This window comes from Providencia manganoxydans (genome assembly GCF_016618195.1).
Classification (GTDB): Bacteria; Pseudomonadota; Gammaproteobacteria; order Enterobacterales; family Enterobacteriaceae; genus Providencia; species Providencia manganoxydans.
The window spans coordinates 4,246,576-4,260,248 of sequence record NZ_CP067099.1 but is presented as its reverse complement, the minus strand read 5'-3'; the positions used below and the strand labels follow the sequence as shown (position 1 = coordinate 4,260,248).

Annotated in this window: 12 protein-coding genes; all 12 read right to left on the bottom strand. The window is 32.5% G+C overall.

The features are described from left to right. Positions 1–12 precede the first annotated feature (12 nt). On the bottom strand, positions 13–2,091 hold the full coding sequence (locus JI723_RS19470) for a polysaccharide biosynthesis tyrosine autokinase (RefSeq protein WP_337979663.1): 2,079 nt from the start codon (positions 2,089–2,091) through the stop codon (positions 13–15). Between the two features lie 34 nt (positions 2,092–2,125). After that, positions 2,126–2,554, bottom strand: a complete 429-nt coding sequence (locus JI723_RS19465) for an arsenate reductase/protein-tyrosine-phosphatase family protein (RefSeq protein WP_337979662.1) — start codon at positions 2,552–2,554, stop codon at positions 2,126–2,128. A gap of 5 nt (positions 2,555–2,559) precedes the next feature. Continuing rightward, positions 2,560–3,714 carry a polysaccharide export protein gene (locus JI723_RS19460; protein ID WP_014656698.1) on the bottom strand — a complete coding sequence of 385 codons (1,155 nt, stop codon included), beginning with the start codon at positions 3,712–3,714 and terminating at the stop codon, positions 2,560–2,562. A 200-nt stretch (positions 3,715–3,914) separates the two neighbouring features. Next, positions 3,915–4,706, bottom strand: coding sequence for a glycosyltransferase family 2 protein (locus tag JI723_RS19455; protein ID WP_337979661.1), 792 nt, complete (start codon positions 4,704–4,706; stop codon positions 3,915–3,917). 59 nt (positions 4,707–4,765) lie between these two features. Beyond that, entirely contained in the window at positions 4,766–5,857 is a 1,092-nt protein-coding gene (locus tag JI723_RS19450) for a glycosyltransferase family 4 protein (RefSeq protein WP_337979660.1), read from the bottom strand. Beyond that, positions 5,838–6,701 (bottom strand): glycosyltransferase family 2 protein, encoded by an 864-nt coding sequence (locus JI723_RS19445; RefSeq protein WP_337979659.1) that lies wholly within the window; start codon positions 6,699–6,701, stop codon positions 5,838–5,840. The genes JI723_RS19450 and JI723_RS19445 overlap by 20 nt, the downstream gene beginning before the upstream one ends. Next, positions 6,702–7,772, bottom strand: a complete 1,071-nt coding sequence (locus JI723_RS19440) for an EpsG family protein (RefSeq protein WP_337979658.1) — start codon at positions 7,770–7,772, stop codon at positions 6,702–6,704. It abuts the gene before it with no gap. 95 nt (positions 7,773–7,867) lie between these two features. Further along, positions 7,868–8,998: a polysaccharide pyruvyl transferase family protein gene (locus JI723_RS19435; RefSeq protein ID WP_337979657.1), complete on the bottom strand. Its 1,131-nt coding sequence runs from the start codon at positions 8,996–8,998 to the stop codon at positions 7,868–7,870. A 66-nt stretch (positions 8,999–9,064) separates the two neighbouring features. Further along, complete coding sequence (locus tag JI723_RS19430) at positions 9,065–10,057, bottom strand: glycosyltransferase family 2 protein (RefSeq protein WP_337979656.1); 993 nt, start codon at positions 10,055–10,057, stop codon at positions 9,065–9,067. Positions 10,058–10,059: 2 nt separating this feature from the next. Beyond that, a complete protein-coding gene (locus JI723_RS19425; RefSeq protein WP_337979655.1) occupies positions 10,060–11,583 on the bottom strand; it encodes an MATE family efflux transporter in 1,524 nt (507 codons plus the stop codon). A 654-nt stretch (positions 11,584–12,237) separates the two neighbouring features. Next, positions 12,238–12,792, bottom strand: a complete 555-nt coding sequence (rfbC, locus tag JI723_RS19420) for a dTDP-4-dehydrorhamnose 3,5-epimerase (protein ID WP_337979654.1) — start codon at positions 12,790–12,792, stop codon at positions 12,238–12,240. Continuing rightward, positions 12,789–13,670 (bottom strand): glucose-1-phosphate thymidylyltransferase RfbA, encoded by an 882-nt coding sequence (rfbA, locus tag JI723_RS19415; protein ID WP_337979653.1) that lies wholly within the window; start codon positions 13,668–13,670, stop codon positions 12,789–12,791. The genes rfbC and rfbA overlap by 4 nt, the downstream gene beginning before the upstream one ends. Positions 13,671–13,673 lie beyond the last annotated feature (3 nt).

Below are 13,673 nucleotides of genomic sequence, written 5' to 3'. Positions count from 1 at the left end.
TCCCTTGTAGAATTAGTACTCATAGACATAGTTATAATCGTCTGATTTCGCATCGATACCATTTAAGATCACACCGGTAATTTCGATATCATTTTGCTTAAAGCGTTTTAGTGACAGCTCGACATCTTTTACGGTATTCACACCGTAGTAAGCAATCAGCAATGAGGTACCGACATATTTACCAATAATTGCTGAGTCAGTAATTGCCAGTATTGGCGCAGTATCAATCACGACGATATCGTATTGACCTTTCACCGTATCAAGTAAACGTTTAAAGCGCTCGCTCATCAGCAATTCAGAAGAGTGCGTGACATTCTTACCGCGACAAATCACGTCGAGGTTTTCAATCACACTGTTATGAATATTTGGCTGGCTAGTATCTGATTGCGAGAGATAATCAGATAGACCTAATTTATTGCTTAATCCAAAGGCTTTATGGATACGGCCTTTACGCAAGTCAGTATCGATTAACAATACTTTTTTGCCTGCATTTGCTAGCACCACCGCCATATTGGAGGTAACAAAGCTTTTACCTACACCCGGTGAAGCACAGGTGACCATAACCAGATTATTACCTTGGTTCATGACCGAGAAGTAAACACTAGTACGTAAAGAACGAATGGCTTCAACCGCCGTATCGGCAGGGTTTTCTAATGCGAGTGGGTGCTTGTTACCTTCTGCAATTAATTTCTTCTCATAGCTAGAGAAAGGAATAGTGGCATAGACGTTGATACCCAGTGCATCAATATCCTCAGTGCCTTTAATTTTATTATTAAAGAACTCACGAGCAATCACATATGCACAACCCACAATAAAGCCCAGTATTGCAGCTAATACTAAGATTAATGCTTTCTTAGGCGCTACGGCATTCGGTTGAGATTCGGCAGAGTCAATAATACGCACATCAGCAGTGATCCCTGAGTTTAATACACTCAGTTCCTGCTGTTTTGCCACTAATTGATTGTAAATAGCTTGCTCAGACTCTACATCACGGGTTAAACGAACAATTTGTTGTTGAGTATTCGGCAGTTTTTGAATTGCTTTACTGATTTTCTCTTTCTCACGTAACAGCTGCTGGCGCTTATCAAGCAGTGATTGGTAAGCTGGGTGGTTGCGTGTATATAATTGCTGAATTTCAACTTCTTTAAAGGTGAGTTCATTTAACTTTTCTTCGACTTGCAAAGCACTATCAAGGGCGGATTTGGCTTCTAATGATAAGTCGATAGATTCATTCTTTTTACGGAAAGTATTTAACTGGTTTTCATAGTTATCCAGCTTGGTTTTAATCTTAGGCAGATATTCATCTAAGAATAATAAGGTGTTATTTGTGACTTCTTTTTTACGCTCGGTATTTTGGTCGACGTAATTTTGAATAATGCTGTTTAAGATTTGCACGTTTTCGGTTTTATCGGCACCTTTAATGGCCATATTGATAATACCGGTTCCTTTACCCACTTCTGCAATAGTTAAAGTGTTACGTAGGTTTTCAATGGTTGAATAACGCGCATTTTTAACTAAGGTAAATTCTTGACCAACCTCTGCAACTAAGGATGAAACCAATAAACTAATATCGTCTTGTTTTAAGAGAATACCAACGGTGCCTTCAAGAACTTGACCTTCAATATTGAGAGAATATTTGTTATCGCCCAAATAGGTCAACGTCGCAGGCTTTCCAATAAAGTCTTCAGGAACTAAATAGAGAGCCACGACAGCATCGATTTTATCACCCCACAGCTTATCAAAAAAGCCTGCCGGTGCGATTTGAGTATCTAAATTCAGGTTAGTCACGGTTTTGCCCAGCACCATTCGTGACTTAATGACTTCAATTTCGGAATCGACTTGGCCATTGCTATTAGACAAAGGCATCATTTCACTCATTTGGTCAACAAGAGAAACTTGGCTGGCTTTGTCATATTGCAGTGTCGCATTAGCTTGATAGATAGGAGTCGCTAAAAAACTGTAAGCTGCTGCAAGCAAAATAAAAAACAGAGTAAAAAAGCCGATTTTAAGATAACTGGACTTTAATACTTTAAAAAGCGCCAGCAGATCGATCTCGTCCGAGGCAGGGGAGCTATTTTTTGTCGTGTTCATAATCAGTTAAATGCTAAGCCTTCCAAAATTAAAATTAAATTTTCCCTTGCCACTGTATAACGGCTTTTTCCATCAGTTGATAAACATGTTCAAACATTTCATCACTGCGTTTATGTGGATCTGGGATCTCGGTTTTATTAAGCCACTGGCCGAATAACATGACTTTGCCACGAGTTTCGGGAAACTGTTGATGGATCCTATCAATATGATCGTTTTCCATCACTAGGATTAAGTCTGCTTCTTTACATAATTCACTGGTTAAACGCCGTGATTGATGATTGTTTAAACAGAGATCATGTTGCTGTGCGATACGGATAGCACTGTCATAAGCGGGGCGATCATCTTTGGCAATAATGCCAGCAGAGTGTATTTTTTTATTGGGGAAATGGGCTTGTAATAAACGCTCCCCTGTGGGGGAGCGACAGATATTACCCATACAAACAACTAGGATATTGTTAAACATGACGATTACCAGTCGTGAATACGTTTTGTACCTTCAGTTAACTGATTATAGGTCGCGATGGTTGGTAATAACTGAGTGATCAGACGGTTCCAACGCACAACCGGAGCGGCGGTAACATAAACCAGATCGTATGGTTGTAGTTTAAACTCTGTACCCATCACCATTGCCGTGGCATCCGATAAATCTAACTGATACACCGCTGCCATTTTTTTCGGTAGCAACGCATCAAGTTCTTTATCGCCAGAGGTTTGGTTTTTAATTGGACGGATAACAAACACACCGGTTGCATTAGCGGTTGTTTGATCGGTACCCCCGGCTTTACTCAGTGCTTCAGTGATACTCATACCTGCACGGTCAATAGTTAGGGTATTTGGCTGGCCGACTTCACCCATCACAAATACTTTTTGCCCGTCGTTGCGTGGTACATAAAGTGTATCACCTGGGATCATTAGGTAGTTTTGGGTCATATCGCCATACTGTACCAATGATTGCAATGAGAGCTTAATTTCTTTGCCATTACGGGTCAGCACGACGTTATCCCAATCGGCTTTTTCGGTGAGGCCGCCCGCATTATTAAAGGCTTCCAGAACGGTCAGAGGGATATTGGTAATTGGCAATGTACCTGGTTTAGCCACTTCACCAGAAACATACATTTTTTGTGAGCGGAATGCCGCAATACTGACATCCACTTGCGGTGATTCAATATAGGTAGCCAGTTTACTGCTAACTAAATTACGGATCTCCGACAGCGTTTTGCCAACAACTTTCACGTTACCGATATAAGGGTAGTAAATGGTGCCATTGGAATGAACCCAGTTACCTGAGTCGGCAGCGCTACGGTAAGAACCCGCTGGAATAGTTAATTCAGGGTGATCCCACACAGTGATGGTTAATACGTCACCCACTCCCACACGGTATTCATAGGTTGAAAGTTGCTTTTCAAGGGTAGGGTTTGGTTTGGCGATCACTGGAGCCACGTACATCTCATCTAACAGTTTTGGTGAAATCGGATAGATATCCACAAATTTCGAGATATCACGATCGCCAGTGTCGACGACATTTTTGCCTGATGTGGACATATAGACACCAGGGGTAACGGTACAGCCGGTGAGCAAAATGCTGGCTGCGAGTAGTGTAAGTGGGAGACGCTTACTAAGCACAAGACCATCCTATGATAAAAAATGTTTAGATAAGGTATAAGTGATGGGTTGTTATCATCATCCCACTTATACACAATAAGATAACTGGAGATAGTTTATATCGATGTTATAGATTTATGAAAAATCAAAATAAAGATATAAGATTGCTATTTAGGGTCAGAGAAGTAAATAGGTGATATGAGTACGCATTCAAAAATAAATCAATAGGATGCTTTATTTTTGATACTTGACTTGACCTTTGTCAATCCAGATTTTGTCAATAAAAAACGTAGAACACTAGATATATGCCAATAAAAATGTTTGGATAAGAAATTACGGTTTGCATGTTTAGCCAAATGTAAGGCATGAAAATTAGGATAATATTTTACCGGTATGTTAAGGAGAGCACTACGATAACAGATATCGATATCTTCACAGTACATGAAATAATTTTCATCAAAACCCTTCAAATTAGAGTAATGGCTCGCTTTAATAACAAGAAATGATCCTGCTGCCCAGTCAATTGAGCATGGTTCTGTTAACAAAGATTTATCTACAACAGATGGATTGTTAAAACCCAAGAATGATTTAATAAAATCAGATAAAGATGGGAATTTCCTTATGGAATTATCATATATATGATTATCAATATCCTTGAATAAATTAACAGTTGCAATCAAATCATGATTTTTTAACATATTATCTATTAAATGGGTTATGACATTGTAGTCAATGATAACATCAGGGTTTAGTATAATAAAATAATCGTCAGTTTTCATATTTAATTGGTTATAACAATAGTTATAGATTATATTATTATTATGACCAAATCCACAGTGGTAATTGTCATCGATCCAATGAAAGTTGGGGTTATCTACCATCGCAGGAAAGTTATCACCAGGGGTGTTGCTTTTTATTACGACAACGAAGTGATTACAAAGTTGTTCTAAACATGCTAGGTCATTAATTAATTTTGAGTGTTTGTGAGAAACAACACCAATATAGATTTTCATATTGTACATTTGTAATGTTATGGTTAAATGTTATAGTCGTGATACTTTAAGTCACATTGTTAATTTTTATTAATGTAAGAGGCGTTTTTTAAGGCCAAATATAGTTCCTTATATTTTTTAGACATAATTAAATCGGTATAATTATGTCTAAATTTATAATTGGCATTTTTAGCTAGCATAGCAGAATTATTTATAGCAAATATAATTGATTTTGATAATGAATCAATGTCGCCATAATTATAAAAAGAAATTTCATTTGAAGTAAATATTTCATTTATTACGGGAAGAGATGAACAAACAATAGGTAAGTTGCAAGAAGCTGCTTCTAATAATGCTAGTGGCATTCCTTCAGAATGAGATGTCATGACAAAAATGTCGAACAAGACTAAATATTGTTGAACATTTTGTGTTTTTTCTATAAAAAAACATCGTGAACTAACCCTTTTATCGTGTGAGTATTGTTTTAAATTTTCTAACTCAGGGCCGTCACCAACAAGTACGAAAAGGTATTGCTGAGCATCAGCTCTTGTCATTAAATCTATGATTTGATCAAAACCTTTACGTTTTACAACATTTGCACAAGCCCCTAATATTATGCAATCTTTGTTTAGTGATTTTATATTTAATAGATAGTCATTACTTCTAATATCAGCTGGAGCTGTAGGTCTACCATTATAAATGACAGAGTGGTGCTTGAGGTTAGTGTGTTGTTCAAGTTGTAATTTGGTTAAAAAAACGACATGGTCGGCATAGCTTAAAATATACTTCCAAAATAATCCTGATAAACTTCCAACAAAGGTACCATGTGACATTCGAAGGTCTTTTAATATATCGGAGTGTAATGTAACAACATGGGTATTTATACTTTTACGGTTCATAAAACAAAAAATATCAGCTCTGAGTAGGTGCGAGTGCACTATATCATGTATAGATAAATCTATTTTTGTTCTGAAATTTGTGATTTTTGTTAGAGTTACATGGTTGGGAAAATCCACTTCTATTATATCATCAAAGTAATAAATTGTAATTTCCCAATTAACTGGTAAATTTTCAATAATATCTTTTATAACAATAATAGGTCCTTTATTCGAGAGTGAGGTGACAACAAAGGCTATATTTATATTAGTTTCATCAGTTTTTGATATTATCATTGCTTAAGTAACCGTTGATTTTTCCAAGAGCGGTATAATAATGGTATTTAGCCATTTTTTTATTGAATCTAAATGTGTATAAAAGTATTCCTGCTATATTTTTTGAAATAGAAAATAAAATAAAACTCAAAGGGTAGTTGTATTTCTTATATAAGTATCCAACACTAAACATATGAGTTTTAGCTCTATGGATAACTAAATTATAATCTCTCTGCATTGGAATATCATGTCTGGCAACAATTACTGGGTTATATTTAACAGATAAATTTAATGACATCGCTCTTAGAGGAAGCTCAATATCTTCACATGCACCTGTCAAGGTCCCAGAGCCAAGACCTAGGTTTTCATCAAAACCTGATAAGTCCTCAAATATATCTTTTTTAACGCACAAGCTGATTGATGAAACACGTCTCCATATATTAAACTTATCACAGAGACCGGGCTGAGAGTCAAATTTTGCAATATTTATGTTTTGATCATTTGCCGCTCTAAATGTTAAGATTTTGTTATTTTCATTATTAACATATTTCGTTAACAGATAGAAAAAATCACAGTCATACCAACAATCATCATCAGGAAATAGCAAAAACTCTCCTTTAGCAAACCTAGCCCCTAAATTTCTAGCTCTAGAAAGGCCTTTTTTGCTCGTAGTAAAATAAATATTAAAAAAATCACTATACTTATTGTTAATAAGATCTTTGTTGACTGGTTGTGTTGATTGGTCAACTACGATTAGTTCAAAGTTCTTTATGGATTGATTCGATAAGCTATCTAAAAGACGTAATAATAGGTTTAACTTCGGATTTAAGGTTGCTAAAATAAGGCTATATTTAATATGGTTCAATCAAAATACTCCTAATTCGAGATTTTTTATAATTTCCTTATATTCAATATTTATGATAAACATTGCAGAATAAAGAAACAAAAAGAAGCACCCTAAAATAATTCGATTCTTTTTTGCATTCAGTACGATAGCGGGAATAAGAATTAATTCAGAAACACTTAATATAGATGAAACACGAGCTGCAATAATAGCAGTAGACGAAAATGCTATAAGCCAAGAAATACCAATATAAAAGTAGCAGTAATAAGTTGCATAGAATTTATTTTCGTTGAAATAATACATTGCTAAGATTAGCACTATCAACTGTTTTACTGTATTTGGGTTAAGAATGCCTAAGTCGTAGTTGTATTCATCCCATACTAAATAGTTCTGTACACTATCAGATAGTAAACCTAGAGATTGAAGCACCGGTATTGATAATTTGAAACCATCTAGGATATAAAAAACACACGCTAAAGTTATTAAGCAATAAGATAGTTTTACTTGATTAGAGTCCTTTACAAATCTACAAATTAAATGTGGTATAATAGCAATAAATCCTGAACTATGAAATAGCCCAGATAAGAGGATTAATAATAGGGAGTTCCACTTTTGACCTTTTGCCTGCATGGAAATAGCAAATAATACTATAGCACTTGTTATTCCAGCCCTTATTTGGATCATTTCTTTATTTAAAAAAGCATGAGAAAGATAAATCAATATAGATAAAAAAGCTAGCTGGCTATCTTTAAATATTATATAAAATGTTATGAATATACTGATGGTTGCAATGAACACAAAAACATATTCATGTGAGCCAAACATATTATAAATAAATCCAGTTATAGCTAGAAAAAAGAATTCCCCATGTATTTGATTATATTGGTCTAATGGGAGCATTGATGCTCGCATAAACATATCTATATATTCTCTATAATCATTACTAGTAGTATTCAATCCGGCTAGTAATATTAAGAGATAAGCTACAACTAGTAAAAGTAATTTATCATTAATGTTGTTACCTATAATGTTAAATAACTGTAGTAAATAACCAATTGCAACAAAGATAAAAATCGAATAGAGAGTAATCATTGGAGTATGTATTAAGTATGATATAAAATATAAAGTATATGGTTACATTCACTATCGGTATATTTTTATTAGCGGTATTTATACACCAATAGTATCTAAACTAAGTTTTTAATTAGATACCTTATTGATTCTTCACGCATAAAACTGAGTTTAGCTTGCTCTTCTTCAAAATTGTATGTTGGATCAATATTTTCAAATATTGTCCCTACAGGAACAAGACAATTGCTTATTCCGAGTTTGGATAATAAAGATGCTTGTCTATCATCTCTATTATTTATATCATCAACTACAGAATACATAGGAATTCCAAAATTAGCAGAAAAAGCAGTTCCGTGAAATGATGATGTAACAACAAATGAGGCATTTTTGAATAGTTGTATAAAGTGCTCTATGCATATATCTGAACAATTTATATAATCAATATTAAACTGTTCAGGAATTTTTGTAAAGGAATAGACTTTCAAACCTACTTTTTCTTGCAGTTTTTTTAACAATTCATATATATATGGAGTGGGGTCAAATGAATGCGTAATCAAATAAAAAACTATATAATTTGATTCTTGAAATCTTGGTGTTCCATAACTTGCAAAGGTAGCCCAACTGTTATGATCTAAAATTAGTGTTGGGTCAAGGGTTATTTCTGCCGGCCTATTAATCATTTCTTCTATAACTTTATTACCATTAGAATCTCGAATTGAAATAGCATCATATTTTCTTAGGTATTTTTGGAAATTATCTCTATACACATCATCTAGACTATCCCCTGCTATACTTGCGGAAAATGAGATTTTTTTTGAGTTATTAGGTGCAAATGATAATAAGAAAGTAGTATCACCCCTTGTGTGCTTAGTATTCCAAGTTTGATCACTGCCTGTAATGTAGATATCATAGTTCGGTGGTGTATTCGTAATTTGTGTAGGATTTCTATAGATAGGTGAAAGGTGAAGATATTTTTTTATTGCGTTATTTATATGCTTTCTTTTTCTATGACTTTTTATTAATCCTAATTTATATATGTTATCAGAAATAAATTTTTTGAGATTTTTGTTTTTATTTAATCCGTGTGTGTAATGCCATTCATTTGGAAAAACATAGTCTATAATCTCACACTTAAAGCCTAAGTCTGTGACTATTTTTTGTGTAGCGTATGCTTGTAAAAATGAACCATAGTTTATTACTCTATGCATAGTTAGTACACCAACACTTTTTTTTATATTACTTTTCATATTAAAAATTATTATCTCTGATTAGAATAATGAACAAATACTATTATATGATAATGGGTCAGGCTATTACTTTAACTTATTTAAAAGTTTAGTTATTTTTGATGCCAATACTGGATTTAAGCAATAAAGAAAGACTATAGTTTTTTTTCTTAAACTTATTCGTTCAGCTAATATTCTAAACATGTTTTTTCTTAAGAAAAACATGTATTCATTATATTCAATGCTAAATTCATTTTTTTTGTTTTTTATTAATATTGCTCTAATTGTGGCAAATATGGTTAAATATTTATGTAGCATTAGCGCTTTTTTAAATTCACTTGAGACGATGGTGGAGTTTTTTTCTATATTATCAATTGCATATAGCGCATTAATATACTTTTTAACATTTAAGACAGTTGTAGCACTAGTCATATTATCTTTTCGATAGTAGTATACTTTTTTATTGCCAACACCAACACATTTTGATTGCTGGGCAGCTAAGATAATAAAGTTTAGGCCTTCACCCATATAAAAGTTTTCAGGAAATTTGATTTTATTTTTCAATAAAAATCGAGTGCTAAACATTTTGTTCCAGCAACCGATATCAACAACATCGGGATACATTAATAATGTGGATGCTTCATGTGATGATATTTTTATTACATTATCATTTTTAATTTGAATTTTATCACCAGGTACTTTAAAGCAGTTTTTAGACATTGCAAAGTCACATTGAGTTTTATTAAAGATATCTAACATATAAGAAACAAAATCAATACTCAAATAATCATCTGCATCTACAAATACAATATACTCTCCTGTTGCGATATCTAAACCTAAATTCCTTGCTGCACTGACACCTTTATTATTTATATGTATAGATTTAATTCTTTTATCTTTAGATGCATAATTATTGATTATATTACTAGAATTATCTGGAGAGCCATCATTTATTAAAATAATTTCAAGATTTGAATATGTTTGTTCAATAATGGATTCAATGCATAGAGAAAGATATTTTTCAACATTATAAATAGGTATAATTATTGATACTATAGGATAGTCATTTTTTAAAGACATAATTATAAACCTTTAAGTTTTGGTTTAATGTTGCTAACGATATTTTTGAAACTAATTTTTTCATGATTATTAAACCCAATGAAATAAAAAATCGGAGGGTAAATAACAAACATTATAATAAATGGGATAAGCCAAAAAAAATTAAAGCCTACTAGCGTAATGAAAAAATATCCTAAAGTCATAGATACTAATAAAGACACTGTGGTTCTAAAAATACAGTCTACAAAATATGTTTTGATTTTCATATTACATAGATGAGCAAAGAAATATAATTTTATATAACCAGTAAGAATTTCAATTAAGATTATTAAAATCAAGACACTATAAATTGAGTTACCAAGCTTAAGTAGAAAATAACTAATAGGTAAAGTAATAAGGGCTGTCGTACCTATAATTAATTGAAATCGTTTTATATTTCCTATTGCCTGTATTGCTGAGGTTATCCCTATAGTGAGTTGATTTATAATACTAGAAAACAAAAGAAATATACAAATGTTAGCAGTAAATTCAGGGACGATATTAAGCCAAAGTTCTAGTATTTTAGGCATAACATACATTGCGGGGATAGCTACAATTGATACAAGAAAGAAACCTACCTTACTTGCAAGCATTGATAATTTAACTGTTCTTTCCCTTTTCTCCATTCCTTCACTTTTCATTATTTGTGGATTTAATGCACGTAATAATGATAGTGATAATTCTCTCACTTGACCATTAACTTGTGAAGCTATTCCATATGCCGCATTTATCTTGGTGCCTAAAAAAATATTCAATACAATATTTAATCCTTGAGTATTAAGAACATAACATAAATTAGTATATAGATTCCAACCAGCAAAAGAAGACATCTCTTTGAATAAACTTTTAGATTTAGTTTGTTTTTTTATTCTACATTCAGAATAATGTATACAACAATAGAAAGCATAGAAAAAAAATGTTAGTCCGCTAATTACAATCAAAAGTAATCCATAAATAGTTAGTCTTTCAGATGCTGGATAAAAACATATTATTTTAGCTGCTATTAGCTTTAATAAAGCTTGTAGTATCAGTATGATGGAGTCTAATAAGATATTTTCCCTTGAAAATAAAGTAGCTACAAATGGAACTGATACAATAGTAAAAAATAATGTGACTATCATGCACATATATAGATTTTTAGCATCATTAAGGAACTGAGCTTCTATATCTAAAACCCCATTAACACTAAATAGTATAGGGATAATAGAAAATAAAATAAATGTTGTTATTATAGCTATAAAAAAATGTAGTATTAAACTTGCGACGAAAACATTATTTTGCATATCAAGTTTGCTAGTGCCTTGATAAAATGATAAATAACGTTGTGTGGATATTGACATTGCCGAATTCAAAAAAGTAAAAACGGTAATTAACCCAGCGCTTAAGGTAAATATTCCATAGCTATCTACTCCTAAATTGTTTAATAATTCACGAACTGTATATAAAGATATTCCTATTAATAAGGCCATTTTTGCGTAAACTATAATGGTATTAGAAATAACTTTCATTTTTGGATCTTTATTTTTTTTTAACATTATGGTTTATATTAATCAACTATATTATAGAGTTTTATCTTGAGATGGTCCTAGATTAGGTCTAAATTTTAATTATCTAATTTAAAATAGCGAATTATTAAATAATATTTAAAGTGTGTTCAATAAAATTCTATACGATCTTTGATACAGGTCAATGAGAATTTTAGGAATACTATATATTAACGCTTATTAACTAACTAACTAACTAACTAACTAACTAACTAACTAACTAACTAACTAACTTTTCACTGAACTATCAGCAGTAATGTATAAAATCTATTGATGGAGTGAATATTATAAAACCTTATTAGATTGTTTCAGAACCCTCAGATGGGTACTTTATTTTTAGTATATCAATACGGTAAAAATAATTTCTGTCTAGTCTTATCTCAAAATCAGGCTAAGGGTACTCATCAATATATTTGGTTATCAAAACTTTGATGAAGTGGAAAATACTTAACAGTTATGTCTTTTTGAGCATCAACTAACTAGCTATCAATAAGAACTTTAGAATAGATAATTAATTGTTTTAGAGTAGTATCTATTCATACCGTATGAATGTGTTGTTTATGAAATTACTTTAGCTAATCAACAATTCAAATTATTTAACACAAACGCTTAATATTTTTAAATTATATCTTTTATTTTCTGGAAAGACATTGCACTTTTATCTTTTAAAGATAATAGAATAGGGGTATTTATAGCTATTGGCCAATTAATTAATAAGTCAGGATCATTCCATGCAATTGATAGCTCAGATTTTGGATTATAATAATCAGTACATTTATAGGCAAATTCTGCATCATTGCTGGTTACATAAAAACCGTGGGCAAATCCTTCAGGAATCCAGAGTTGACGTTTATTTTCTGCGGAAAGATAAACTCCTATCCATTGCCCAAAATAGGGAGAGTGTTTTCTAATATCAACAGCAACATCGAAGACTTCTCCAGAAATTACTCGAACTAGTTTTCCTTGGGTGTTTTCTGTTTGGTAGTGAAGTCCTCGTAAAATACCTTTTTTTGATTTGGAATGATTATCTTGAACAAATATAGTAGGCTGCCTTGTAACTAGCTTCTCAAACTTTTTCTGGTTCCAGGTTTCCATAAAGAAACCTCTTTCATCACCGAATACTTTAGGTTCTATAATTTTGACGTCAGGTATATTTGTATCGATAATATTCATTTATTTTTAACCATTCTAAGTAGATATTTTCCATAATCATTTTTTGCTAAAGGCTTAGCTAATTTTTTCACATCGTCGGCACTAATGAAACCTTTCCTATATGCAATTTCTTCTGGACAAGCAACTTTTAGACCTTGTCGTTCTTCTAAGGTTTGAATGAAATTTCCTGCATCAATTAGGCTTTGATGAGTTCCTGTATCCAGCCATGCGTAGCCTCGACCCATCATTGCAACAGATAAGTTACCTTTCTCTAAGTAAAGTTTATTTATATCCGTAATCTCTAGCTCTCCTCGCTCTGAAGGCTTAAGCTCTTTTGCAAGTTGGATAACACTATTATCATAGAAATATAGACCTGTAACAGCATAGTTACTTTTCGGTTTTTTAGGCTTCTCTTCTAAAGAGATTGCAATACCGGACTGATCAAATTCAACTACACCATATCTTTCAGGATCATTAACATGATAGGCAAAAACTGTTGCTCCTGACTCTTTTTCAGTTGCTTTCTCGAGTTGTCTTTGTAAATCATGACCATAGAAGATATTATCACCAAGTACTAGGGCACAATGGTCACTTCCTATAAACTCTTCGCCAATAATGAATGCTTGTGCCAGACCATCAGGACTCTCTTGAATTTTATATTCTAGGTTTAACCCCCATTGGTTTCCATCACCTAATAATTGCTGGAATCTAGGGGTATCTTGGGGAGTACTGATAATTAAGATATCTCGGATTCCCGCCAACATTAAAGTACTTAATGGATAATAGATCATAGGTTTATCGTAAACAGGTAACAATTGCTTACTAACAGCCATTGTTACAGGATATAAACGAGTTCCAGATCCTCCGGCTAAGATAATGCCTTTATATTTTTTATTCATAAT

Bases quoted from the DNA above. Each gene is read 5' to 3' on its own strand.
- JI723_RS19470 (WP_337979663.1), bottom strand. From the start codon at position 2,091: ATGAACACGACAAAAAATAGCTCCCCTGCCTCGGACGAGATCGATCTG.
- JI723_RS19465 (WP_337979662.1), bottom strand. From the start codon at position 2,554: ATGTTTAACAATATCCTAGTTGTTTGTATGGGTAATATCTGTCGCTCC.
- JI723_RS19455 (WP_337979661.1), bottom strand. From the start codon at position 4,706: ATGAAAATCTATATTGGTGTTGTTTCTCACAAACACTCAAAATTAATT.
- JI723_RS19450 (WP_337979660.1), bottom strand. From the start codon at position 5,857: ATGATAATATCAAAAACTGATGAAACTAATATAAATATAGCCTTTGTT.
- JI723_RS19440 (WP_337979658.1), bottom strand. From the start codon at position 7,772: ATGATTACTCTCTATTCGATTTTTATCTTTGTTGCAATTGGTTATTTA.
- JI723_RS19435 (WP_337979657.1), bottom strand. From the start codon at position 8,998: ATGAAAAGTAATATAAAAAAAAGTGTTGGTGTACTAACTATGCATAGA.
- JI723_RS19430 (WP_337979656.1), bottom strand. From the start codon at position 10,057: ATGTCTTTAAAAAATGACTATCCTATAGTATCAATAATTATACCTATT.
- JI723_RS19425 (WP_337979655.1), bottom strand. From the start codon at position 11,583: ATGAAAGTTATTTCTAATACCATTATAGTTTACGCAAAAATGGCCTTA.
- rfbC (WP_337979654.1), bottom strand. From the start codon at position 12,792: ATGAATATTATCGATACAAATATACCTGACGTCAAAATTATAGAACCT.
- rfbA (WP_337979653.1), bottom strand. From the start codon at position 13,670: ATGAATAAAAAATATAAAGGCATTATCTTAGCCGGAGGATCTGGAACT.